This window comes from Paenibacillus lactis, from assembly GCF_017873605.1.
Lineage (GTDB): Bacteria > Bacillota > Bacilli > Paenibacillales > Paenibacillaceae > Paenibacillus_AQ > Paenibacillus_AQ lactis.
Genome location: NZ_JAGGKI010000019.1, coordinates 45,330 through 69,022, shown reverse-complemented (window position 1 = coordinate 69,022; position 23,693 = coordinate 45,330). Strand labels below are relative to the sequence as shown.

The 23,693-nt window shown below is 54.5% G+C and carries 19 protein-coding genes; 15 read left to right on the top strand and 4 right to left on the bottom strand.

Annotated features, from left to right (window positions below; all coding sequences use genetic code 11):
- Nucleotides 1–52: 52 nt before the first annotated feature.
- From J2Z18_RS25110 to J2Z18_RS25085, 6 genes are read left to right on the top strand one after another with little or no spacing between them, the layout of a single operon-like run.
- Nucleotides 53–949 (top strand): carbohydrate ABC transporter permease, encoded by an 897-nt coding sequence (locus J2Z18_RS25110; protein WP_034273797.1) that lies wholly within the window; start codon nucleotides 53–55, stop codon nucleotides 947–949.
- Nucleotides 950–977: 28 nt separating this feature from the next.
- On the top strand, nucleotides 978–3,275 hold the full coding sequence (locus J2Z18_RS25105) for a glycoside hydrolase family 3 N-terminal domain-containing protein (protein ID WP_007129520.1): 2,298 nt from the start codon (nucleotides 978–980) through the stop codon (nucleotides 3,273–3,275).
- Nucleotides 3,276–3,280: 5 nt separating this feature from the next.
- Nucleotides 3,281–6,499 (top strand): alpha-mannosidase, encoded by a 3,219-nt coding sequence (locus tag J2Z18_RS25100; protein WP_210095541.1) that lies wholly within the window; start codon nucleotides 3,281–3,283, stop codon nucleotides 6,497–6,499.
- Between the two features lie 38 nt (nucleotides 6,500–6,537).
- Nucleotides 6,538–7,857 carry a glycoside hydrolase family 125 protein gene (locus J2Z18_RS25095; protein WP_007129522.1) on the top strand — a complete coding sequence of 440 codons (1,320 nt, stop codon included), beginning with the start codon at nucleotides 6,538–6,540 and terminating at the stop codon, nucleotides 7,855–7,857.
- Nucleotides 7,854–10,991: an alpha-amylase family protein gene (locus J2Z18_RS25090; protein WP_210095540.1), complete on the top strand. Its 3,138-nt coding sequence runs from the start codon at nucleotides 7,854–7,856 to the stop codon at nucleotides 10,989–10,991. The genes J2Z18_RS25095 and J2Z18_RS25090 overlap by 4 nt, the downstream gene beginning before the upstream one ends.
- Before the next feature lie 23 nt (nucleotides 10,992–11,014).
- Nucleotides 11,015–13,753, top strand: a complete 2,739-nt coding sequence (locus J2Z18_RS25085; protein WP_210095539.1) for an alpha-mannosidase — start codon at nucleotides 11,015–11,017, stop codon at nucleotides 13,751–13,753.
- A 214-nt stretch (nucleotides 13,754–13,967) separates the two neighbouring features.
- Here the strand turns inward: J2Z18_RS25085 and J2Z18_RS25080 are convergent, their stop codons facing one another.
- Nucleotides 13,968–14,129, bottom strand: a complete 162-nt coding sequence (locus J2Z18_RS25080) for a hypothetical protein (RefSeq protein ID WP_007129525.1) — start codon at nucleotides 14,127–14,129, stop codon at nucleotides 13,968–13,970.
- Nucleotides 14,130–14,242: 113 nt separating this feature from the next.
- Between J2Z18_RS25080 and J2Z18_RS25075 the strand changes: the two genes are divergently transcribed.
- Nucleotides 14,243–14,626, top strand: a complete 384-nt coding sequence (locus tag J2Z18_RS25075; protein ID WP_007129526.1) for a VOC family protein — start codon at nucleotides 14,243–14,245, stop codon at nucleotides 14,624–14,626.
- Nucleotides 14,627–14,725: 99 nt separating this feature from the next.
- On the opposite strand, the gene J2Z18_RS25070 is transcribed toward J2Z18_RS25075, so the two are convergent.
- Entirely contained in the window at nucleotides 14,726–15,202 is a 477-nt protein-coding gene (locus tag J2Z18_RS25070; RefSeq protein ID WP_007129527.1) for a L,D-transpeptidase, read from the bottom strand.
- Between the two features lie 225 nt (nucleotides 15,203–15,427).
- On the opposite strand from J2Z18_RS25070, the gene J2Z18_RS25065 reads away from it, so the two are divergent.
- From J2Z18_RS25065 to J2Z18_RS25050, 4 genes are all read left to right on the top strand, one after another.
- The gene (locus J2Z18_RS25065) at nucleotides 15,428–16,078 is read left to right on the top strand and encodes a TetR/AcrR family transcriptional regulator (RefSeq protein ID WP_028406154.1); all 651 of its coding nucleotides are present in this window, start codon (nucleotides 15,428–15,430) and stop codon (nucleotides 16,076–16,078) included.
- Between the two features lie 4 nt (nucleotides 16,079–16,082).
- Nucleotides 16,083–16,622: a GNAT family N-acetyltransferase gene (locus J2Z18_RS25060; protein ID WP_007129529.1), complete on the top strand. Its 540-nt coding sequence runs from the start codon at nucleotides 16,083–16,085 to the stop codon at nucleotides 16,620–16,622.
- A 71-nt stretch (nucleotides 16,623–16,693) separates the two neighbouring features.
- Nucleotides 16,694–17,479 (top strand): ABC transporter ATP-binding protein, encoded by a 786-nt coding sequence (locus tag J2Z18_RS25055; protein WP_007129530.1) that lies wholly within the window; start codon nucleotides 16,694–16,696, stop codon nucleotides 17,477–17,479.
- A gap of 1 nt (nucleotide 17,480) precedes the next feature.
- Complete coding sequence (locus tag J2Z18_RS25050) at nucleotides 17,481–19,142, top strand: hypothetical protein (protein ID WP_210095538.1); 1,662 nt, start codon at nucleotides 17,481–17,483, stop codon at nucleotides 19,140–19,142.
- On the opposite strand, the gene J2Z18_RS25045 is transcribed toward J2Z18_RS25050, so the two are convergent.
- The gene (locus J2Z18_RS25045; protein ID WP_007129532.1) at nucleotides 19,108–19,398 is read right to left on the bottom strand and encodes a hypothetical protein; all 291 of its coding nucleotides are present in this window, start codon (nucleotides 19,396–19,398) and stop codon (nucleotides 19,108–19,110) included. The two genes, J2Z18_RS25050 and J2Z18_RS25045, sit on opposite strands and share 35 nt — an antisense overlap.
- A gap of 802 nt (nucleotides 19,399–20,200) precedes the next feature.
- Between J2Z18_RS25045 and J2Z18_RS25040 the strand changes: the two genes are divergently transcribed.
- Genes J2Z18_RS25040 through J2Z18_RS25030 form a run of 3 tightly spaced genes read left to right on the top strand, consistent with a single transcriptional unit; the run spans nucleotide 20,201 to nucleotide 21,486 of the window.
- Entirely contained in the window at nucleotides 20,201–20,884 is a 684-nt protein-coding gene (locus J2Z18_RS25040; protein ID WP_144878385.1) for a hypothetical protein, read from the top strand.
- Nucleotides 20,820–21,383, top strand: a complete 564-nt coding sequence (locus J2Z18_RS25035) for an accessory gene regulator ArgB-like protein (protein ID WP_186311185.1) — start codon at nucleotides 20,820–20,822, stop codon at nucleotides 21,381–21,383. Before J2Z18_RS25040 ends, J2Z18_RS25035 begins: the two co-directional genes overlap by 65 nt.
- Nucleotides 21,346–21,486 carry a cyclic lactone autoinducer peptide gene (locus J2Z18_RS25030; RefSeq protein WP_144878386.1) on the top strand — a complete coding sequence of 47 codons (141 nt, stop codon included), beginning with the start codon at nucleotides 21,346–21,348 and terminating at the stop codon, nucleotides 21,484–21,486. The genes J2Z18_RS25035 and J2Z18_RS25030 overlap by 38 nt, the downstream gene beginning before the upstream one ends.
- 168 nt (nucleotides 21,487–21,654) lie before the next feature.
- On the opposite strand, the gene J2Z18_RS25025 is transcribed toward J2Z18_RS25030, so the two are convergent.
- Complete coding sequence (locus J2Z18_RS25025) at nucleotides 21,655–21,894, bottom strand: DUF5316 family protein (RefSeq protein ID WP_245256196.1); 240 nt, start codon at nucleotides 21,892–21,894, stop codon at nucleotides 21,655–21,657.
- A gap of 928 nt (nucleotides 21,895–22,822) precedes the next feature.
- On the opposite strand from J2Z18_RS25025, the gene J2Z18_RS25020 reads away from it, so the two are divergent.
- Nucleotides 22,823–23,680: an ATP-dependent DNA ligase gene (locus J2Z18_RS25020; protein WP_144866493.1), complete on the top strand. Its 858-nt coding sequence runs from the start codon at nucleotides 22,823–22,825 to the stop codon at nucleotides 23,678–23,680.
- The last annotated feature ends 13 nt before the right edge of the window (nucleotides 23,681–23,693 follow it).

Here is a 23,693-nt window from a genome sequence, read left to right as displayed (position 1 = left end):
CTCGCAGCTTTCAAAGAAGGAGGTATGTAATGTGTTTAAAGCAAGAAGCAAGATGAAGGATTTCCACCACCTGTCCACCGGATGGAACGTTGTGTTCAACTTGATCGCCGGCATCTTCTCGTTCCTGTGCGTGTTCCCGTTCCTGTTCGTCATGATCATTTCGTTCACGGACGAGGCGTCGCTGGCGCGGAACGGTTATCAGATTTGGCCGGAAAAATGGAGCCTGGAAGCCTACAAGTACGTATTCCAAACAGGGGATACGCTGCTCCGTTCCTACGGCGTAACGATCTTCGTAACCGTTGTGGGCACGCTGATCAGCTTGTTCATTATTTCGCTCTATGCCTATGCCATTTCCCGCAAGAGCTTCAGATACCGTAATTTCTTCTCGTTCTTCGCATTTTTCACGATGCTGTTTAACGGCGGCCTGGTGCCGACCTATATCGTGGCGACCCAGCTGCTGAACCTGAAGGACACGATCTGGGCGCTGATTCTGCCGCTGGCGCTGAACGCCTTCTATATTATGATTCTCCGTACGTTCTACAGCACGAGCGTTCCGGACGCCATCATTGAATCCGGAAAAATTGACGGTGCAAGCGAGTTTAAAATATTCTATAAACTGGTGCTGCCGTTGTCCTTGCCGGGCTTGGCCACCATCGGCCTGTTCAGCACACTGGGCTATTGGAACGACTGGTTCAATGCGCTTCTGTATATCGATGACCCGAATCTGGTTCCGCTGCAATCGATGCTGATGCGGATCGAAACCAGCATGCAGTTCATTTTGCAAAATTCCCAAAATTCATCGCTGAGCATGGCTGCACTTCAGAGCATGCCGCAGGATACGTCGCGGATGGCGATGGTCGTACTGGCCACGGGCCCGATCATTCTCGCCTATCCTTTCTTCCAGCGTTACTTCATTCAAGGTCTGACGATCGGCGCGGTGAAAGAGTAAACTACTGGACGCGAGCGGAGGAGATAAGATGAGTTATAAAGATCCCAGCAAGCCTATTGCCCAGCGGGTAGAGCATCTACTAAGCCTTATGACGGTGAAGGAAAAGGTCGGTCAGCTGGTCCAGCCCTTCGGCTGGAAAACGTATGAGTCGAAGGATGGCAAGATCACGCTGGCCGAGTCGTTCAAGGAGCAGGTGAAGGAAGGGGGCGTCGGTTCCTTATACGGCACGCTGCGTGCCGACCCATGGACCGGCGTCACGCTGGATACGGGCCTGTCCCCGCGTGAAGGAGCAGAGGCTGTGAACGAAATCCAGCGCTATGCGGTCGAGCATTCCCGGCTCGGCATTCCGATCCTGATCGGGGAGGAATGCTCGCATGGGCATATGGCGATCGGGGCGACGGTATTCCCTGTTCCGCTGTCGCTCGGCAGCACGTGGAACACCGAGCTGTATCGCGAGATGTGCCGCGCCGTAGCGCTTGAAACGCGCAGCCAGGGTGGGGCGGTGACGTACTCGCCGGTGCTTGACGTCGTGCGTGATCCGAGATGGGGACGTACGGAGGAGTGCTTCGGCGAAGATCCGTATCTGATCGGGGAATTCGCTGCCGCATCGGTTGAAGGGCTGCAGGGCGAATCTCTTGACGGAGAGGCCAGCGTGGCAGCCACCCTGAAACATTTCGTCGGCTACGGAAGCTCGGAAGGCGGCAGAAATGCCGGCCCTGTCCATATGGGAACGCGCGAGCTGATGGAAGTGGACATGTATCCGTTCAAGAAGGCCGTTGAAGCTGGCGCTGCCTCCATCATGCCGGCTTATAACGAAATTGACGGCGTTCCTTGCACCGTGAACGAGGAGCTGCTGGATGGCGTGCTCCGCAAGGAGTGGGGCTTCGACGGCATGGTCATTACGGACTGCGGCGCGATCAATATGCTGGCTGCGGGACATGATACGGCCGAGGATGGCATGGACGCGGCCGTTTCGGCGATATCGGCCGGCATCGATATGGAGATGTCCGGCGAGATGTTCGGCATGTATCTTGAGCGTGCGGTCCAAGAGAAGCGGCTGGACGTTTCGGTGCTGGATGAGGCTGTGCGACGGGTATTGACGCTGAAGTTCAAGCTTGGCTTGTTCGAAAATCCTTATGCTGACCCGGCGCGGGCGGAGCAGGTGATCGGCTGCTCCCGTCACCGGGAGATGGCCAGACAGCTCGCGGCCGAAGGAATCGTGCTGCTTAAGAATGAAGGCAGCACGCTGCCGCTCTCCAAAGAAGACGGCGTTATTGCCGTCATCGGACCGAATGCCGACCAGGGCTATAATCAGCTCGGGGATTACACCTCGCCTCAGCCTCCGTCCCGCGTCGTAACGGTGCTGGAGGGCATCCGCGCGAAGCTTGGAGGGGACAAAGGGCGCGTGCTGTATGCGCCCGGCTGCCGGATCAACGGGGATTCCCGCGAAGGCTTCGAGCTGGCGCTTTCCTGCGCCGGGCAGGCCGATACGGTTGTATTGGTGCTCGGGGGCTCAAGCGCCCGCGATTTCGGCGAAGGCACCATCGATCTGCGGACAGGTGCCTCCAAGGTTACCGGCAATGACTGGAGCGATATGGACTGCGGGGAAGGCATCGACCGGATGACGCTCCAGCTGTCCGGCGTCCAGCTGGAGCTGGCCCGGGAGATCCACAAGCTTGGGAAGCGTCTGGTTGTCGTTTACATCAACGGGCGGCCGATTGCCGAGCCGTGGATCGACCGGCATGCAGATGCCATTCTGGAGGCTTGGTATCCGGGACAGGAAGGCGGCCACGCGGTCGCGGACATTCTGTTCGGGGACGTGAATCCGTCCGGAAAGCTCACGATTTCGATTCCGAAGCATGTCGGGCAGCTTCCCGTGTACTATAACGGCAAGCGGTCCCGCGGCAAGCGATACCTTGAGGAGGATTCACAGCCGCAATACCCGTTCGGTTACGGACTCAGCTATACGGAGTTCCGGTATTCCGATCTTCAGGTGACCCCGCAAACGATTAGAACGGGCGAAACCGCGGTCGTCACGGTGAATGTGGAGAACAGCGGCAGCGTAGCCGGAGCCGAAGTCGTGCAGCTATACATTAATGATGCGGCAAGCCGATTTACAAGACCGGCCAAGGAGCTCAAGGGCTTCCGTAAAATATACCTTGAACCCGGTGAGAAACAGCGAATCGAATTCACTGTCGGCCCCGAGCAGCTTCAGTATATCGGGCAAAACTATCAACCCGTCGTTGAGCCCGGCTTGTTCCGGGTCATGGTCGGAAAGCATGTGAACGACACGCTCAGCGCGGATTTGACCGTGCAGGAGGACTGATGCCCATGGAAAGAATCAGACGGTTTATTCGCGAATTGTCGGAGCGGCAATGGCTGGAATCCGTTTCGTTGAGAGAATGGAGCATCACCCGGTCCACCTACGTGGTGCCGGGGGTGTACGAGAATTCGGCGCCTTACACGGAAGGTGAGGACTTCGATCGGTTTCCGAGCAAGCAGGGAACGACGTATTTCTTCCGCCGCAGACTGGAGCTGCCGAAGGAGTGGCTGGAGGAAGCGGGAACGGTAGGGCTTATATTCGAGTCCGGCGGTGAGGGCCTGCTGCGCGTAAATGGAGCGTCTTATCAAGGCCTGGATCGCAACCATACCTTTGTCACCCTTGATCCCCAGCGGACGGGCACCCGGATGGAGCTCGAAATCGAGCTGTACGATCCGATTCCGGAGCCGGTTGACCCGCTGAATCAGCAGGCGGTTATTCAGCCGCCGATTACGCGCGTTTCAAGCCAGCTCGTGAAGGTGAACCGGCCGGTCCAAAGCTTGATGTACACCGTTACCATCGTGAGAGATTCGCTCAGGCTGCTGCCGGAGTCCGATATGCGGCGCATCCGGCTTATGGAAGCGCTGCATGCGTCCATGGACGCCTTCGTCAGCATGGATGAAGGCTCAATCCGGGAAGGTGCCGCGGTAACCGAGCTGGAGCAGGAGCTTGTCCGGAGGGTCAAGCTCATCGGAGGGAACAGTGAGGGCACCGAGCATATGGTCGGACAGTCGCACATCGACATAGCCTGGCTGTGGCCGGTCCGCGAAACGGTGCGTAAGACGAGCCGGACCTTCTCGACGGTCGATGCGCTTATGAACGAATATCCGGAGTATCGTTACGCCCAGAGCCAGCCGCTGCTCTATCAGTTCCTGAAGGATCATGATCCCGAGCTGTACGAGCGGGTGAAGGCCAGAATTAAGGAAGGACGCTGGGAGCTTGTCGGCGGAATGTGGGTCGAGCCCGATCTCAACATTCCGAGCGGGGAGTCGCTGATGCGGCAGATGCTGTACGGCCAGCTCTTTTACCAGGAGGAGTTCGGCAGACGCTCGCATATCGAATGGCTCCCGGACACGTTCGGTTACTGCGCCTCCTTGCCTCAGATTTTGAAGCATGGCGGCATCCGTTACTTCATGACAACGAAGCTCGGCTGGAATGATACGAACGTTTTCCCGTATGACCTGTTCCACTGGGTCGGCATTGACGGAACGCCGATGCTGTCCTATCTGAATCACGGCGTGAACGAGAACACGCTGCCGAAGGACGTGCACGATCATTGGCAGTCCTACCGGCAGAAGGCCGTTCATCCCGAGCAGATGCTGCTCTACGGGCATGGCGACGGCGGAGGCGGCGTAACCCGCGAGATGCTGGAGAACATTCAGCGAGCCGACCTGATGGTCGGGCAGCCTGCCAGCAAGTACAGCACGGCAGCGGAATTTTTCAATGGTATCGAAGAGCGGCAGCCGAAGCTCCCGAAATGGCGGGGAGATCTGTATCTTGAGCTCCATCGCGGTACGTACACGACGCATGCCCGCAACAAGCGGCATAACCGCAAAGCCGAAATCCTGTACCGGGAGGCGGAGCTGTGGGGCACCATGGCATTCCCTGCACTGAATTCAGGCGAGCGCAAGGGCATGATCCGCGCGCTGCATGAAGGCTGGAAGCTGATTCTGCTTAACCAGTTCCACGATATTATTCCGGGGTCGGCGATAACGGAATCATATGTCACGTCGGAGAAGGAATACAAAGAGGTATTCAAGCTCGGACAGACAAGCCTTCATACAGCTGTGAAGGCGGTAGCGGAACAGATCAATACCGAAGGGGAAGGAATCCCTTACGTTGTATTTAACGGACTCGGATGGACCCGGAATGCCGTCATATCCTTGACGGAGGATCAGGGGCTTGCCGGATTTGCGCCGCATGATGCGGACGGAACGCCGCTTCTGTACGATATGATCCCCGGGGAGTCGGATGCAGAACCGAAGAGCATGCATGTTTACGTTCCCGCCATTCCGGGCTTTGGATACACAACGATTTGGCTCAAGGCTACCGGCGCTAGCGGATCCGGCGAAGGCTCGAATGATGACTTGATCAATGGACGGAACGATGATCGGAACGACAAGCCGAACGATGGACCGGATGGTGGAGATGCGGGTTCGGCGCTTGCAATAGCGCAGATTCAGCTTGGCGACGTTTGGGAGACGAAATATTACCGGATCCGGTTCAATCACCGCGGCGAAATTACGAGTCTGTGGGACAAGGAAGCGCAGCGTGAAATCGTGAAGCCGGGCGAGTCGGCGAACCGCTTCCATTTCTTCCATGACCGTCCGACGCTGTGGGATGCGTGGGATATCGATACCCGCTATGAAGATCAGCCGGCCGGCGACGCCGAACTGATCGGAAAGCAGCTGGCACATCAAGGTGACGTTCAGGACGTGCTGCGCTTTAGCTGGCGCATCCATGAATCTGTCATCACGCAGGACATGATCCTGTATCACCATGACAAGCGAATCGATTTTCAGACGCATGTCAGCTGGAACGAATCGCACAAGCTGCTGAAGGTCGGCTTTCCGATCGACGTCGTGGCCGACAAGGCGACCTATGAAATCCCGTTCGGCACGATCGAACGCCCGACCCACCGGAATACGAGCTGGGAACAGGCTCAATATGAGGTGTGCGGCCACCGGTTTGCGGACGTATCCGAGCATGGATACGGCGTCAGCTTGATCAATGACTGCAAGTACGGCTATGACATCCAGGACAGCACCATTCGGCTGTCGCTCCTAAGAGCACCGAAATGGCCGGATCAGACGGCCGATCTGGGCGAGCATGTATTCACTTATTCGCTCTATCCGCATGAAGGAGACTGGAGACAAGCAGGAGTTGTACGCAAGGCTGCCGAACTGAATCACGAGCTCCCTTGCTTGAAGACGAGTCCGAAGAAAGGCACCCTTGCGCCGGTTCATTCATGGATCGAGCTGGAAAGCGTGCATGTCGTGCTGGATACGGTTAAGCCGGCAGAGGACGGCAGCGGTTATATTCTGCGTCTCTACGAATCAGCCGGAGGCCGGGAGGAAGTGAGGCTTGAATGGCCTCACGCTTATGAAGCGGCGTACCTTTCCAATGCGCTTGAAGAGGAGCTTGAACCGATCGTTTGCGAAGCCGGCAGCTTGAAGCTTGAATTTAAGCCGTACGAGATCCGAACGATCAAATTTAGAACTATGAACTAGGAACGACACATTACTGAACAAGAAGGAGCCAGAACAACATGGAACAATTCAGACTCCCCAAAATCCCGATGCCTGCACTCGAGCTGCCGGCATCAATCCAGGCCGTGCTAGAGGAAGCCGAGGAGAAGCTGGCGCACCGTCCGAAGCTGCTGCGTCTCTTCAAGAACTGCTTTCCGAACACGCTGGAGACGACCACGAAGCTGATGGACGACGGCACGACCTTCGTCATCACTGGCGATATCCCTGCGATGTGGCTGCGCGATTCGGTGGAGCAGGTCGTCCACTATATCCCGTTTGCGAAGGAAGATCCGCAGCTCCAGCGTATATTGAGCGGGTTGATCAAACGTCATTTTCAATATATTCATATCGATCCTTACGCGAATGCTTTTAATGAGTCGGCCAACGACTGGCATTGGAACACGACGGACGTAACCGACATGTCGCCATGGGTGTGGGAACGGAAATTCGAGATCGACTCGCTTTGCTTCTCCGTCCGCCTGGCCTATCTGTATTGGAAAGAAACGGGACTTACGGACGTGTTCGACGCGAACTTTAAATCCGCAATGCTGAAAATCGTGGAGCTGTTCAAAACCGAGCAGCGCCATTTCGAAAAGTCGCCGTACCGGTTTACCCGCAACAACGGCATCCCGACGGATTCTCTTCGCAATGATGGCCTCGGCATGCCGGTCAATTATACGGGCATGATCTGGTCCGGCTTCCGCTCCAGCGATGACGCATGCGATTTCCACTACAATATTCCGGGCAATATGTTCGCGGTCGTTGCCCTGCGCCAAATGCAGGAGTTCGCCGAGTGGGTGTTCCGGGATATGGCGCTCCTGGACGAGCTGAAGCGCCTTGAAGCCGACGTTGACCACGGTATTCAGCTGTACGGGATTTACCGTCATCCGGAGTTTGGGCCGATCTACGCCTACGAAACCGACGGATTCGGCAATTACTGCCTCATGGACGATGCGGGAACGCCGGGCTTGATGTCGATTCCGTATCTTGGATACGTTACGGCGGATGATCCGATCTATCAGAACACCCGCCGGTTCGCGCTTAGCAAAGAAAACCCGTTCTATTACGAGGGCACCGCGGCCAAAGGCATCGGCAGTCCGCATACGCCGCCGGGCTACATCTGGCATATGGCATTATCGATGCAGGGGCTGACGGCACAGACCGCCGAAGAGAAGCTGGAGATGATCGCGCTTCTTGAAGCGACGGATGCCGATACGGGCTTCATGCACGAAGGCTTCCATGCCGATAATCCGTCCGAATTCACCAGATCATGGTTCGCCTGGTCCAACAGCCTCTTCTCGCAGTTGGTCTATCAGGCGATGAAGGCGGGGATTCTATGAGCGGGCGTCTGATCGTATTGTATGATCCGGCATTTCCGGCGGCGGAAGCCGCCGGGCTGCCGGCTTCTGCCGCAGTTCTGGAATCGTTCGGCCTCGTGTGCCGTGCCGATGAGCTTGCGGAAGCGTTGTCTGCAGCGGGACCGGGGGCAAGCCTGGTCAACCTGCACGCTCCGTATTTTCCGAAATCCGCATGGCGCTCCATCCTGGATTTCCTTCGGAACGGAGACGGTCTCGTAAGCATCGGGGGCGCGCCTTTCAAGCGCCCGGTACGTTTCGAGGACGGCCGCTGGATAATCGAGCATGAGCAGACGGCCTATCATCAGCAGCTGCATATCCATGAAGCGCTGCCGGTCGATTGCGGGCGCGTGGACCGTTTGGAAGCCAGCGACGAGATTCCCTTGATGGAGAACAGCCGGGAGCTGCTGCAGGTAGCGGATACATGGAACCTGGTTCCGCACGTAACCAAGAGCAGCGACCTTCCGCATCAAATGGGTTCGGCAGGCCCGATGGACACCCGCATTTATGCGCTGCTTAAGGGAATGACGGCCGAGGGCCGCGATGTCGCCGCTCCTGCGGTGCTGTGGGAGCATGTAGGCGGCCCGTACGCCGGCGGCCGCTGGCTTCTGGTGAACCAGCCCCTCTCCCCTCGCTTCTGGGAAGAGGGCGGGGGAGAGGAGGTACGTCGGTGGGCTGCATTCACGGCTGCCGGCGTGACGGAGCTGTGGATCAAACCGAACTACGCTTCGTATGAAGCCGGCGAGCGCGCCGTCCTTACACTGCAGACGCAGAGACTGGGACGCGCTCTGCCTATCGCCGAGCCGCAGGATTGGACATTCCGCATTACGGTGACCCATGAGCAGGATGAAGCATTGCGCTGGACCCGGGATCATCAAGCAGGCGTTAACGGTCAGTTCCATGTGGAGCGGATTTCGGTTCCGCTTGATATCAAGCCGGGCGCTTATCGCGTCGTATGTGAAGCCCAAGGTCCGGACGGTGAGGTTCGCAGGCTGAAACAGGGCTTCTGGGGAGCGGATGCGGAGCTGCTTCAGGCAGGAACGCCGGTCAGCTGCAACCGGGATTATTTTATCAAGGACGGACGTCCGCTGCCTGTGGTGGGCATGACCTACATGACCTCCGATGTGGCGCGGAAATTCCTGTTCCTACCGAATACCGACGTCTGGGACCGGGATATGGCGCAGATGAGCAAGGCCGGCATTAACTGGATTCGCACGGGCATCTGGACGGCCTACCGGAACGTGATGCAGGTCGACGGACATGCATCCGAAGAGGTGCTGCGCTCGATCGACGCATTTTTGATGACGGCGAAAAAGCATGATTTGCAGGTGACCTTCACCTTCTTCTCCTTTACGCCGGAGACATGGGAAGGCAAGAATCCTTATTTGGATCCGCGCAGCGTTGAAGCGCAGAAACGGTTTATCCGCTCGATTGTGTCAAGACACAAGAATACGAAGAACGTGGATTGGGACTTGATCAACGAGCCGTCCATGTTCGATCCTCCGCGCATCTTCTCGGATGGGCCGCGTTCCGCGCGGGATTCCTATGAGCGGCAGGCCTTTGCCGAATGGTTGAAGGCGCGTCACGGCTCGATCAATCGGCTTCAGGAGCGTTGGAATATGACGCCTGAGCAGCTTCCTTCATTCGAAGCGGCGGCTGTGCCGGAGCCCGAGGAGATCAACTTCGATGTGCAGGATATGCACCAAGGCAAGAAGGGCACGCGCTGGCTCGATTATGTGCTGTTCTCCATGGAGATGCACAATCGCTGGGCCAAGGAGCTGTATTTGACGATCAAGGATGTATGCCCGAACCATATGGTGACCGTGGGGCAGGACGAGGCCCTCGGCGCGCAGCGGCCGTCCCCGTTCTTCTATGCGGAAGCGGTGGATTACACCACGGTGCATTCCTGGTGGCTGAACGATTATTTGATTTGGGACGGCATTTTTGCCAAAACGCCGGATAAGCCCAATCTGATTCAGGAAACGGGCATTATGTATGTGGAAACCCCTGACGGCCGGGCGAAGCGGAGCGAAGCCGAGCTGCGGAACCTGCTTGAGCGTAAATACGCATACGCATTCTCCACGGGAGGTGCGGGGGCGATCCACTGGATCTGGAATACGAACTTCTATATGGATAATGCGAATGAATCCCATATCGGGGCGCTGCGCGCTGACGGCACGGAGAAGCCGGAGGCGGACGTCTCCTATGACTTCGGAGCGTTCATGGCCGGAATCCGGGATCTGTTTACCGGCCGGAAGCTGGAGGAGACCGCCGTGGTATTCCCGTACTCGAACGATTTCTCGAACCGCAAGCTGGCCTTCGAGGCAACGACCAAGGCGACGCGGGCACTGGCTTATGAGCTGAACGCGCCGTTCCGCGCCGTCGGCGAATACGATCTTAGCTCCCTGCGGGATCAGCCGGTGAAGCTGATCATTCTGCCAAGCGCCCATAATGTGGAGGACCAGGCTTTCGACGAGCTGATCGACATCGTTAAAAGTACGGGTGCAACGCTTCTGGTAACCGGTCCGATCGGGCTGGACGCATATTGGCATCCCGTGAACCGTCTAGCCGACGAGCTCGGTGTACGTGAGCTGGCTAACGTCCGCCGCGAGGAAAGCGTCCGCATCGGCGATCGGCTGATGGCCGTATCCTACGGCCACCGAAAGATTGCCGAGCTGGCGAAGGAAGTGCCGGCCGCAGGCATTGCGGGCAGCGCTTCAGGTTCGGCTGCCGGATATCCGGTGCAGGAAGTGAAGCTCGGACAGGGACAACTCCTCTGGTGTCCGCTGCCGGTAGAACTGAATGACCGAACCGATACGCTCGTTGCGCTGTACCGATATGCGCTGGAGCTGTCCGGTCCGGATACGGGACTGGTATGGAAGCAGGGCGGCGAGTGGTCCGGCGTTTATGGCCGGAAGCTATCGTTTGATAAAGGTGCGCTCTTCGTATTCGGGTCGGAGCAGTCGTGGGACGCTCCGGTTGAAGTGATGGATCCGGCGACGGGACGCAGCTATTCGTTTACGCTTGAGGCGGATCGTTCGGTATTGTTCGCGGTCGATGCAGCCGGCGCGCTGCTGGCAGTCTATCGGGAACGTGAAGTTGAAATTACCGTATCCTAGCGGTAACAAGGGGGACGCGAGAGATGGAACAATCGAGAAAAGCACATATCATTTCACATACGCACTGGGATCGAGAGTGGTATCTGCCGTATGAGAAGCATCACGTCCGGCTGATTCAGCTGATGGACAGCCTGCTGGAGACGATGGAGAAGGATTCCGAGTACCGCAGCTTCTTCCTTGACGGCCAGACCATCATCATCGAGGACTATCTGCAGGTTAGACCCGAGAAGAAGGAGCAGCTGCTGAAGCTGATCGCGGACGGCCGCATCATCATCGGCCCGTGGTATATTCTGCAGGATGCGTTCCTGACAAGCAGCGAAGCCAACGTGCGGAACATGCAGATCGGGCACCAGGATGCGGCACGCTACGGCTCCGTGGCGAAAATCGGTTACTTCCCGGATACGTTCGGGCTGACGGGACAAATCCCGCAGCTGATGCGTCAATCCGGGATCGACAATGCCTTTTTCGGACGCGGCGTGAAGCCGACGGGCTTCAATAACACCGTCTCCGACGGCGGCTATGAGTCGTCGTTCTCCGAATTAATGTGGGAGAGCCCGGACGGCTCCAAGGTGCTGGGCATTCTGTTCGCGAACTGGTACAGCAACGGAAACGAGGTTCCCGTGGATGAAGAGGAAGCCCGCAAATTCTGGGACCGCAAGCTGGCAGATGCCGAGAAATATGCATCGACGCCGGAGCTGCTATACATGAACGGGTGCGACCATCAGCCGATCCAGCGCGATCTTGCGGAAGCGATCCGCACGGCAAGAAAGCTGTATCCGGACACGGAGTTCATCCATTCGAACTTCGACGATTATTTGAAGGCATTGCGGGACAAGCTGCCTGAGGATTTGTCCTCCGTGAAGGGCGAGCTGCGCAGCCAGCGGACGGACGGCTGGGGCACCCTGGTCAACACTGCCTCGGCGCGCGTCTACCTGAAGCAGATGAACCAGCGAGGGCAGACTTTGCTTGAGAAGGTTGCGGAGCCGCTTGCATCCCATGCAAGCCTGCTCGGCCTGGAGTACCCGCACCACCTGTTCACGTATGCCTGGAAGACGCTGATGCAGAATCATCCGCATGACAGCATCTGCGGCTGCAGCGTGGACGAGGTTCACCGCGAAATGGTGACGCGCTTTGAGAAGAGCCGTCACGTGGCGGAATCGATCGTAGCGGACAGCGTGCGCGTGATTGCGGATTCGGTGGATACATCGGCTTTCACGCAGTATGGCGAGGATGCACTGCCGCTGGTCGTATGGAATACGACCGGCTGGAGCCGCAGCGGAACGGTTACGATCGAGCTTGACGCGGGGCGCCTCTATTTCCGCGAAGGCTTTACGCTGGAAGAAACGAGCCGCCGGATGAAGGAACTGGACCTGTCGGGCCGCGTACTCGTTAATGACAAGGGCGAGGCATTGCCTTGCACGGTGGAGGATCTCGGCGTGCAGTTCGGCTACGATTTGCCGGACGACCGGTTCCGTCAGCCGTACATGGCGCGCAGGGTCAGATTGACCTTCGAGGCAAGTGAAGTGCCAGCTGTCGGCTTCGCTACGTACGCTTGGGTCAAGAGCGGTGCAGCCGCTCCGGAGGGAGCTTCGCTGATCAGCGGAGAGAACGTATTGGAGAACGCATGGCTGAAGGTTGAAATTGCTGCAGACGGATCCTTTACCTTGACCGATAAAAAGGGCGGACAGGTGTACCGCGACCTCGGCGTTTATGAGGATACCGGGGACATCGGCAACGAATACATGTACAAACAGCCGAACGGCGAAGCAGCGCTTACGACGAAAGGTCTACCTGCGCAGATCCGGGTGGTAGAGGATACGCCGTACCGGGCTGCCATCGAGATTGTGCATGACTGGGAAGTCCCGGCATCGGCGGACAGCAGATTGGAAGCGGAGCAGATCGAGCTTGTATACTACCCGCAGCGCAAGGCACAGCGGGTCACCGAGACGGTTCCGGTGAAGATTCGTACCGTCGTTGCTCTGAACAAGAGCGGCCGCGGGGTTGAAATTGAGGCCACCCTCGATAACCGGGCGAAGGATCATCGCGTGCGCGCCTTGTTCCCGACCGATCTAGAGACGAAGACCCATTTGGTCGACTCGATGTTCGAGGTTGCCGAGCGCAGCAATGTGCCGGCAGAGGAGTGGACCAATCCGAGCAATACGGCCCACCAGCAGGCATTTGTCGATGTAAGCACTTCGGAGGCCGGACTTACCGTGGCGAATCAGGGCTTGAATGAATACGAGGTGCTGCGCGACGGGCGCAACACGATTGCGGTGACGCTGCTTCGTTCCGTAGGCGAGCTTGGCGACTGGGGCTACTTCCCTACGCCGGAAGCCCAGTGCATCGGCGAATTCACCGTTCGCATGGAGGTCATCCCGCATCAGGGCGATGGCATCGGCTCCGGCGCCTACGCCGAAGCATACCAGTTCCAGGTGCCTTGGACGGCCGCACAGACCGGCATTCATGAAGGATCGATTCCGACGACGTACGCGCCGCTCGGCTGGAGCCGCAGCGACCGGGAGCTGGCCTTCTCTTCGATGAAGATCAGCGAACGGACGGGCGACCTGATGCTGCGCTGGTTCAACATGGCCGGTACGCAAGCAGAGCTCGGGCTGCAATCCGAACTGGCTTGCGAAGGCGTCTATAAGAGTACGATTCTGGAGGATGAGGGCGATGTTCAAGCCTTCAGCACAGACGGAAGCTATTCCATGACGGTCAAACCTTATGAAATCGTCACTTTGGGCATAAAGACCGCCCGCTAAGCAAGAAACTCACCGTTGAGCATGAAGCGATGCGTTGTCAAGGGCAAGGCCCGTCTGCGAATGCAGTAGCTCGGGCTTTGCCGCATATGAATAAAGGAGCTGTGCCTATCCGGGTTTCGTAAAACCTGGCTTAGGGGCAGCTCCTTATTCGTTAAACGGGACGGATTTTTCAAAAGCTCTTATGGTTCAGCTCGTCTCTTAGGACAAAATAAGCCTACTGCTGTTCGCTGCCGTCCTGCTTTTTCTCGTAGGCGATCAGCGTAATCTCCTTGCCGGTGAGCTCCGCAATTTTCGTTTCCGCATCTTCAATCGCCTTCAAGGTGCCTTCGTTTCCGTTTAACGCAGCGATTTTATATTCATTCGTGTGAATATCCATCTACTCGCTCCTCCTCTGTAATTCCTTTGCGGGTCATTAACGTTATATAAGTTTTCCTGTACAATGAACAATCATACAATCAAATGCACAATTGCAAGGAGGGGATATCATTCATGATTCAATTCGAGCGAATTCATCATGTCAGCTTGGCGGTCAGGGATTTGGACAAGGCAAGGGCATTCTACTCGGATATCCTGAAGTTCCGGGAAATCCCGCGTCCGCCGTTTCAATCGAAGGGAATATGGTATGAGGTTGGCGATCAGCAGCTGCATTTGCTGGAGCATCCGATCAGCGACACGCTGCGGGAACGGGGAATCGATACGACGGACGGTCATTTTTCGATCTGGGTGAAGAGCTACAGCGAAACGAAGACGTGGCTTGACCGGATGGGCGTTGAATATGTGGCTAGCCCCGACAGCGTAGCAGGTTTTGCCCAAATCTTCGTATTGGACCCGGACCGGAATATCATCGAATTCGGAGCCGAATACGGCTCCTAGGCACCAGCCTGGAATGCGAAGCGGGCAAAGCAGCATTCAACATATTTAAAAAGCCGTACGCGATTACAGGTCACGTCCGGCTTTGGGGTAAAAACGGTATTATTTTTGAATGAGGACGGGCGTGCTCATCTTAACCCGGTCATACAGCCAGATGACGTCTTTATTATGCATGCGGATGCAGCCTGCGGAGACGTACTTGCCTATGGAGCCGGGGTTATTCGTTCCATGAATCGCGTATGCATAGCTGACTTTTCCGTTTATTTTTACATTAATGCCAAGCCAGCGGGCTCCGAGCGGATTCCGCGGATCGCCGCCCTTGATGCGTTCCTTGTAATAGGGGCGGTTCTTCACCTTCTCGTGAATCTTGAACAGGCCTTCCGGCGTATAGGAGGGCTTTTTTCCTGTGGCTACGGAAAACGATTTAATCAGCTTGCCTTTTTCGTAATACATCAGTTTGTTGCTGGATTTGTCAATGACGATGAACTGTGCGTACCGGGTGTATTTGCTGTCCAGCTTCTGTCCGGAAGCGGCGTGGGCTCCTGACGGGAGAAGAAAAATCAGCAGAAGCGCAAACACGAGTACGCGGTAGATCCCCCTTATGATGTTGCATCACCTCTTTTCGCTCTCCCCCATATATATGCAGCATTTCGCGAATGTTGACGGATTTGTCGGAAGCCATTCATAGAACAAGCCGTTTTCAAAGAATGGTCCGTTCTTGATTGAAAACGACATCAATGTCGTTTATACTGAATGCTAATAACGACAATAATGTCTATTTTAAAAAATGGAGATGAAATGCCCATGTGCCCGAGGGTTAGCGACGAGTACAAAGAAACGAAGAAGCGGGAGATCGCGGCTGCCGCAAGACGCGTCTTCATCCGGAAAGGCTTCGCCCATGCCGTCATGCAGGACATTATGGATGAGGCCGGCATATCGCGCGGTGCGCTGTATGCTTATTTTGACAATCTTGAGCATGTCTTCATGGAAGTGCTGCGATATGACGATGAGGAGCTGTTTCAGTGGACCGGGCCGGAACTGCAGTCCCCGGTGTGGGGGATGCTCATGAAGTGGCTGGGTGAAATCGAGCAGGATCTGATGAAGCTTCAGCATTCGCTGGTGCGGGCGCGGGCAGAGTTCTTTCTCTCCTCCGCCTATGTGAAGGACAAGAAGCATTATCCGTATATCCGGCAGCGTTACGAGAATGCCGTCGATGCGATCAGCCGGGTGATTCGGGCCGGGGAGGAGCGGGGGGAGTTCCAGCCGCTGCAGGATGCGCGGAGCCTTGCGGGGTATATCCTCTCTTTTCTCAACGGCCTGATGCTGGATACGTATCAGCTTGGACCGGATGCGACCTGGGCGGAACAGCAGCTGGATGTGTTCCGGAACACACTGAAGCTAATGCTGAAGCCCTCGAGTACGGATGGTTATCGCGATTTATCCATAGGAGAGTGAAAAAATGCTATTCCAATCCGAACGTTTGGTTTGCCGAAAAATGACCATGGAAGATGCCGAGCTCTATCATGCATGGAGAAACGACCAGGAGGTTATGGAATCGACGAGTCCATTCCTGGACGCGTACACGATGGAGGAAACCAGAGATTTTGTGCAGCATGTCATCATGGGCTCAGCCTCGTCGAAAAGCTATCTGCTCCTGCTGAAGGAGTCGGGCAAGCCGATCGGCATCATGTCGCTTATCCAGATCGACCTCAAGAACCGCAACGCGGAATGCATCCTCGACATCGGAGACAAAGACTGCTGGGGGCAGGGGTACGGCGCCGAAGCGATGCGGCTCCTGCTGGATTATGCCTTCCTTGAAATGAATCTGCACCGGCTGGGATTGCGCGTATTCTCGTTTAATCAACGGGCGATTCGTTTGTACGAGAAGGCTGGCTTCACGCGTGAAGGCAGTGCGAGACAGAGCCTGTTCCGGGGCGGGAGCTGGCATGACATCATCTATATGGGAATTTTGCAAAGCGAATATGTCAAGAAAGGTTGATTTTGATCATCTTCCATAATAAGGTAAAGGCATGCGTTAAAAATTATGGGGGAACAGGAGAACGAAAAATCATGTCTACGGAAGAAGTGCTGTCGATTCAGGATCTGAGGATGAAATATGATGGACGCTACGTGCTTAACGGAATTGATCTTCATGTGCGCCGGGGCGAGATGATCGGGTATATCGGTCCGAACGGGGCCGGGAAGAGCACTACCGTCAAGATTATGCTTGGCTTGGTGGAGGGATATACCGGAACGGTCCGGATCTTTGGGCAGGATATTGCCGATGGCAGCGTCGAGTACAAGCGGAGAATCGGATATGTGCCCGAGGTCGCGGAGCTGTACGATCAGCTGACGCCGGCGGAGTATTTGACGTTTACCGGCGAGCTGTACGGGCTTTCGTACGAGGAAGCCTATGAGAAGGCAGAAAGGTTGATGGAGTGTTTTGATCTGGGAAAGGTCTATCACTCGCGGATTGCTACCTTTTCCAAAGGGATGCGCCAGAAGGTGCTGCTCATATCCAGCCTTCTTCATGACCCGGATCTGTTGTTTCTGGATGAGCCGCTGAGCGGCTTGGATGCGAACAGCGTCATGGTGGTCAAAGAAATTTTGGCCAAGCTGTCGGCCGCGGGCACAACGATATTTTACTCCTCTCACATTATGGACGTCGTGGAGAAGATCAGCAGCCGGATCGTGCTGCTTGCCGATAGCCGCGTTGTAGCGGACGGAACGTTTAAGGAGCTGCAGCAGCAGTCGCAGGAAGGTTCCTTGGAAGAGGTGTTCAACCAGCTGACCGGATTCCATAACCATGGAGCGATTGCGGACCGGTTCGTTTCGATCATTCGGGAGGGCTCTTGATATGCTGCCGCAGGAACCGTCCTTTCGGACGCTGCTGCTGCTGGATAAATTCAAAGGGATCCTGACCCGAATGGGTGCCGATTACGGGATGCTGCGCCGCATTTTGCAGGTGAAGCTGCTGATGGATTCGCGCCGGGTGCCCATCATCTTATCGAATACGAACCGGAAGGAGGAAGATGCGGATAAGAACCTGTTCATTCGATCCCTGTGGCTGTACGGCTTGATGGGGATCGTACTCGCGCCGTTCGTGTACATTAGCGATCCAAACTATATGATGGCAATGAGTGTCGTGGCTGCCATCCTCATGTTTTTCATTATGACCTCCATGATTTCGGACTTTTCGTCGGTGCTGCTGGATGTGCGCGACCGGAGCATACTCATGACGAAGCCGGTAGACGGGCGTACGGTCGGTCTTGCAAGATCCATCCATGCGGGCATATATATGCTGCTGCTCACAGCCTCGCTGTCGGCCGCTTCGCTCGTGACCGGCTTATTGATCAACGGCGTGATGTTCTTCCTGATTTATCTTATCGAGCTTATTCTGATGAATCTCCTCATCTTGGCGGTTACGACGCTTGTTTATCTGCTGCTGCTCAAGTACTGGGACGGGGAAAAGCTCAAGGATTTGATCAATTACGTTCAGATTGGCCTGTCCGCGGTCATAGCCATCGGTTATCAGTTCGTGATCCGTTCGTTCGAGCTGGTTGATTTCAATATTTCATTTACGCCGGCTTGGTGGCAGCTGCTGCTTCCACCGGTTTGGTTCGCGGCCCCGTTTGCGTGGCTGCTTGGCGGGGAAACGGACCCTTGGATTATCGCTTTCTCGCTTATGGCCGTAGCCGGCCCTGTCGCGCTGCTGCTTATCTATCTCCGCTATATCCCGTCATTTGAATTATTTCTGGAGAAGCTGTCGCACAGTGACGCGGGATCGGGAAAGGAACGGGGACGCGCGGACCGGGCGCTTGCCAGATGGTTCTGCAGGACGCGTGAAGAACAGGCATGCTTCCGATTGTCGGCCAGCATGATGAAGAGCGAACGGGAATTTAAGCTTAAGGTTTATCCTTCGCTCGGCTTATCGATGATTTTGCCCTATTTGTTTTTCTTTACGGCGCTCAGGGGCTCGACACTGGCGGAAATCCGGTCGGGGTCATCCTTTTACGTCCTATACGCTATGCTGGTCATGGTCATAACGACCGTGATGATGCTGAAATACTCCGGTAAACCAAAAGCGTTCTGGCTATTTCGCGCAGCACCGCTCTCATCGCTGGGACCTCTCTACAGGGGAACGCTCAAGGCGTATGCCGTGAAAATGTTTTTGCCGCTGTTTGCGGTCAATGCTGCGATCTTCCTGAGCCTGTTCGGCATGCGGATCGTTTGGGATTTGGTCATCATCCTGCTGACCGGGCTTGCGCTCATTCCTGTAGCTGCCAAAGCCATGCTGCGGACGCCGCCGTTTGCGAGAGCCTTTAGCGTTACCCAGCAAAAAGACGGCTGGATCGTGTTGCTGTCATTTCCGGTGCTGGGCGGACTTGGAGGATTGCATTATGCCAGCAGCACGGTTCCGTTCGGAGCTCCGGCCTATATCCTTCTGCTGCTGTTCGCGAACGGATGGCTGTGGACGAAGCTTTTCACCAAGGCCGGCCGAACAAGCATTCTTGAATGAAGATCAGAATGGGATGGAAGGTATATTTCATGAGTTCGGGCAGGAAGAGGGGAGCATCCGGAGTAAATCCGAAGTCACCCTCGCTCCGGAAGCTGGGCAACAGGTCCTCTGTCGGTGCCTCCAGGTTATAGGCGTCACGGAGCCTCTGTTCCGTTTCGTTGTCGATCGGGCGGGAATCCATGGCATAGCTTGTTCCGATGCCGGACAGGAGAATGGCCAAGAGAAAAAGGATGGCGGCGGATTTTCGGAAACGCATATATGAACACGCCTTTCAAATGAAATCGGGTGTCCTAGAAGCAGAGTCGTGCTTCAGGGCACTTTTTCTTTATATCGTAACTGATAAATGGGATAAGCGATACTAAGCTATCTCCTATCCACCGGGCTGAACGCAAGCCGAGAAGCCCATCTCGGCGGTAGTTATTGTGCAGATACGGTATTTTCCAGATGTGAAATTGTTCGTGCAAAAAGATTGAATAGGATTGAATGGGAACACATGTTCTTGTATAATAGGTATAAGGATATCCTGCTAAGTCTCTTGCAACCGGTTTGCATCTTTTATATTTACCAACATCATTTCACGCTCCATGGTTTCAGCCTTCACGAAATCATCTTCTTCGTCTTCCGAGAGGGATACATTTCTACAGATTGCTCTTCTGACGCCACATTTGTATTAAATTACCTGTTAAATCTGCAGCATTGCCTTATATAATCATACTTAGATTTTCACAGTGAATGAAGTGAGGGTCGTCAGGGTCAGTTCAATGGAATATGTTCTGGACAAGCTAACATTTATGCCAAACTTCAACATCGATACATGTTTATTGATTTGTGCTTTCCATCAGAGATTCCCGGCATTTTTAAGAAAGCGGTAGTCGCCACCGGAATAGGCCTCAAGAACATGCATCATATGTGACGTCTCGATTCGATATCCACATGTCTTTTCTTCAGCCGGCATCACGAATTCGGTGGTGGGATTGTTGGCAGGCTCCAGGGTTCGGGTTGAGGAGTGGCGTAGAATCATTTAACCATTCTTAAGCTGCAAGGAGGAATTGTCCTGTATGGAAGCTGTCTTATTTATGTTTTTTTCAACATTAGAAACACTGGCGATTCATTGGCTGATCATGAGCCTGCTGCGGATCCCCATATCCCAGCACCTGGGTCAAGCTCTGCTGGTTATGACCTTGGCGAATGTTCAAAGCCTGATCTTGCGCAATGAGTATCATTTGGATTTTCTAGTTCCGTTAATTACCCTTCTGATCTTCCTGTTCTTATACTCGACCATTATCAAGATTCCTGTCATCTGGTCTGCCGTTTGCACGATGATCGGTTACATGCTGTATGCCGTGATTCAGGTTGCCTATTTGTCCTTGATATTCGGCTCGGTTGAGACTGTGCAAACCGATCATGTTGACGGATACATTCTTCAGGTGCTGAGTGCAGGAACAGGACTGTTGGCCGCCTGGGTCATGTATAAACTCGGTATCGGCTTTCATTTTAATATCGAGAGGACACGTTTGAAATTCGAGCATGTTCTCTTGATTGTCCTCATCGCGATCGTGCTCGTCTTGGTCGCCATCTTGTTTTATCTGAACCATTTGTGGCTTCATTTTGTTTTCTTTGCCAGTACTTTTGGAATCTTCTTGTACTATGCCATCCAATCGGAGGAGCGGGATCGCCATGTTGTTAGAGGAAACCGCCAAACGGATCGCAGAGAGGATCAAACGACAAGTACCCGACCATAAATCGACTCTCCCCGTCTTGGCACATGCTGTTGCCATTGTGTTAAATGTGGTGCTGATCGTATCGCTAACGATGCTGATCGCATGGTTGACCGGCAATACGGGGCAGGCGGCTCTATCCCTGATCGGCTTTGCCGTCCTGCGGCAGTTCTCGGGAGGGATGCATTTGAAATCCGGAGCCGCATGCATTGCCGTGACAACCGGATTGTTCACCCTGGTGTCCTTTCTCGAGCCGGGCCTTTTATACATACAACTTCTGAACTTGGCAAGCTTGCTGCTTGTCATCCGCTTTGCCCCGAGCCGAATTAAGGACCAATCCCGTATATCCAGCGTGCATTACCCTAAACTTCGCCTGATCAGCTGTTTGATTGTGGCGGTGAATATTGTGATTCAATCTCCAACGTTAGCGATCGTATTTTTCATCCAAGCGGTCAGTTTAGTTCAATGGAGAGGAGGAGGCTCTTATGTCCCGGATCGGCAAAGCGAAACACCGCTTCTATAGCGGTGTCGCATCGGCCCTGACGATGGTTTCGGTGTTTGTTGTCAATTCCGCAAGCCCTTTATTTGTGTACCGCGGCGAGACACCGGAAGAATTGCTGAAATGAAGTGACGGCAGGGGACTCCTGCTGTCTCCCCTTGAAACATCCTGACAAGGAGCCGGATGCATGTATCCGGCTCCTGTTTGTTATGGATACACCTAACAATCTTTTTTTGAAGGATCCATAATAGGCTGGAAAGTAGGTGAGGAGCAGGATCGTTGGAACATTAAATGGTTATGTGGAAGCGGGGGTGCTTTTATGATCATTTAAAAAGATACACAATCCCGGCCGCTGATAGTAATACGATCCCGGCTCGGCTATAAAGAACCCATTGGCCGCTTTCTTTTTTGATGTCCGATCATCCTTCGAATCCGCATAAAAGTTCCCCCTTTGCTGGTATCCCGTCGTCCATGCGCCAGATAAGAGCCCCGTTACCAGGATGCAAGCAATACCTGCATATAAGAGCAGATCCATGATTGAGTTCCTCCCGCCATACTCTTTATCGTTTAGAACGCCTGTTAAGCGGGATTGGTTATGCATTTTTGAGGAAGTTGTTTCGGTGATTAATAATGGATGCAGCCTTGCCGTCAGATTTCTTGAGGAAGGGCGATGTGAAGGAAGAAGAATAAGGATTAGGAAGCTATAAGAAGGGGGATAAGGGTTAGAGCGTTTAAGAAACGGTTTTGCATGGGATTGTTCTTCTAATTATTGACCCATCGGAGGGATAGAAAGGAGTCACTTTTGGAGAGCTGTACAGGACAAAGAAATAGTTCATGGTCATAGCTACATACGAATAAGTACCCCGTCGGGATGGTTCAGTTGTGAGTTTTTTATTTTTTCATGCGCTTTAAGAGGATCATAACAATCCATACGAGCAGTATCGTGGCTATAAATGGAAAAACCAGAGTGATAAGTTTCATTTTGAGAAACCTCCAGAATTATCTTTGGATTCGGATTCAATTACTATAAGGTAATTATAACAGCTACGAAGGTATATACGGCATTCGGTATGATACTAGACGCATAGGAATGAGGGCAGATGAGTCCAAAGAAAATGGATCAAAAAGGAGAGCAGAGCCGTCTTTTGTTACCCTCTTGTCCCTAAATCCCTATCAACTGTGAAATGGGGGATATGAGCACGTGCCAACAAATCTTTGTGATCATTAATGTATAAACTTAACTCCGAATACTTCTTCAGTTTCCTGCTGCAAGTGTGGTGTGAGAATGACGGTCTAGCCTCTTTATACTTGATCCCCCCCGCTGAAAGGATTGGTTAAAGATTGTCGTCCATTCGTGCTGTTCCCGAACAAAGAGTTTTGGATGATATTCATGTTGTGATTTACAATACTTACCGCCTCTCATAGAACATGCCAAAAGGTATAATCGATGGAGAGGTGTTCCTATGTTTATTAGCCCGATGTTATTAGAGACAGCAAGTGGCCCATTTAGCCACAATGATTATATATTTGAGCCCAAAATCGACGGGCACCGGCTCCTGTTCTCCCAGGAGGACGGCCGAATCCAGTTGTATACCCGGCATGAGACATGCTGCACGCGGCAGTATCCCGAGCTTCTGAAGCCGTTTGAACATGATATCCTTCTGGATGGTGAGGTTGCTTGTACCGATCCGCAGACGGGGCTGGTTGACTTCGAAAACGTCATGACCCGGTTCCAGGCCAAGAAGGAGCAGCGTATCCGGCAGCTAATGGACATATCGCCAGTGACCTATGTTGCGTTCGACATCCTGAGATACAAGGGGCAGGACCTTCGAGAGTTGCCCCTGCTGAGGCGTAAAGAGATTCTGGCAGGCATCAGCATGCCGAACAGACACTTCGGTATCATACCCTTTGTGGAGGGAGCAGGAGAGGCACTGTTTGGGCAAATGAGGGCCCAGGAGCTCGAGGGGATGGTCGGGAAGCTTCAGGGCAGCCGGTACGAGAGTCGCCGATCACCAGCCTGGCAGAAGGTCATCAATTGGACCTATGCCGAAGTGTTTATCACCGGCTACCGGAAAGAAGAATTCGGTTGGTTAACGACTGTGATGACGGAAAACGGGCGTCTGCGGCCGACTGGTATTGTCGAGCTGGGCGTGCCGCCGAAGGCCAAACGAGCCTTTTACGGAGTGAGCCAGCAGCTTGTAACGGGTGAGGATAAAAATTTCGTTCACCTGAAACCACGGATCCGGGCGAAGGTGAAAACCCGGAACTGGACCAAGGCAGGCATGCTGCGGTCGCCGGCGTTTGTTGAATTTGTCATTTGAATAGCAGAAGGAA

Excerpts from the sequence above, each read along its gene's own strand:
- J2Z18_RS25110 (WP_034273797.1), top strand. The coding sequence starts at position 53 with ATGAAGGATTTCCACCACCTGTCCACCGGATGGAACGTTGTGTTCAAC.
- J2Z18_RS25105 (WP_007129520.1), top strand. The coding sequence starts at position 978 with ATGAGTTATAAAGATCCCAGCAAGCCTATTGCCCAGCGGGTAGAGCAT.
- J2Z18_RS25100 (WP_210095541.1), top strand. The coding sequence starts at position 3,281 with ATGGAAAGAATCAGACGGTTTATTCGCGAATTGTCGGAGCGGCAATGG.
- J2Z18_RS25095 (WP_007129522.1), top strand. The coding sequence starts at position 6,538 with ATGGAACAATTCAGACTCCCCAAAATCCCGATGCCTGCACTCGAGCTG.
- J2Z18_RS25090 (WP_210095540.1), top strand. The coding sequence starts at position 7,854 with ATGAGCGGGCGTCTGATCGTATTGTATGATCCGGCATTTCCGGCGGCG.
- J2Z18_RS25085 (WP_210095539.1), top strand. The coding sequence starts at position 11,015 with ATGGAACAATCGAGAAAAGCACATATCATTTCACATACGCACTGGGAT.
- J2Z18_RS25080 (WP_007129525.1), bottom strand. The coding sequence starts at position 14,129 with ATGGATATTCACACGAATGAATATAAAATCGCTGCGTTAAACGGAAAC.
- J2Z18_RS25075 (WP_007129526.1), top strand. The coding sequence starts at position 14,243 with ATGATTCAATTCGAGCGAATTCATCATGTCAGCTTGGCGGTCAGGGAT.
- J2Z18_RS25065 (WP_028406154.1), top strand. The coding sequence starts at position 15,428 with ATGTGCCCGAGGGTTAGCGACGAGTACAAAGAAACGAAGAAGCGGGAG.
- J2Z18_RS25060 (WP_007129529.1), top strand. The coding sequence starts at position 16,083 with ATGCTATTCCAATCCGAACGTTTGGTTTGCCGAAAAATGACCATGGAA.
- J2Z18_RS25055 (WP_007129530.1), top strand. The coding sequence starts at position 16,694 with ATGTCTACGGAAGAAGTGCTGTCGATTCAGGATCTGAGGATGAAATAT.
- J2Z18_RS25050 (WP_210095538.1), top strand. The coding sequence starts at position 17,481 with ATGCTGCCGCAGGAACCGTCCTTTCGGACGCTGCTGCTGCTGGATAAA.
- J2Z18_RS25045 (WP_007129532.1), bottom strand. The coding sequence starts at position 19,398 with ATGCGTTTCCGAAAATCCGCCGCCATCCTTTTTCTCTTGGCCATTCTC.
- J2Z18_RS25040 (WP_144878385.1), top strand. The coding sequence starts at position 20,201 with ATGGAAGCTGTCTTATTTATGTTTTTTTCAACATTAGAAACACTGGCG.
- J2Z18_RS25035 (WP_186311185.1), top strand. The coding sequence starts at position 20,820 with ATGTTGTTAGAGGAAACCGCCAAACGGATCGCAGAGAGGATCAAACGA.
- J2Z18_RS25030 (WP_144878386.1), top strand. The coding sequence starts at position 21,346 with ATGTCCCGGATCGGCAAAGCGAAACACCGCTTCTATAGCGGTGTCGCA.
- J2Z18_RS25025 (WP_245256196.1), bottom strand. The coding sequence starts at position 21,894 with ATGGATCTGCTCTTATATGCAGGTATTGCTTGCATCCTGGTAACGGGG.
- J2Z18_RS25020 (WP_144866493.1), top strand. The coding sequence starts at position 22,823 with ATGTTTATTAGCCCGATGTTATTAGAGACAGCAAGTGGCCCATTTAGC.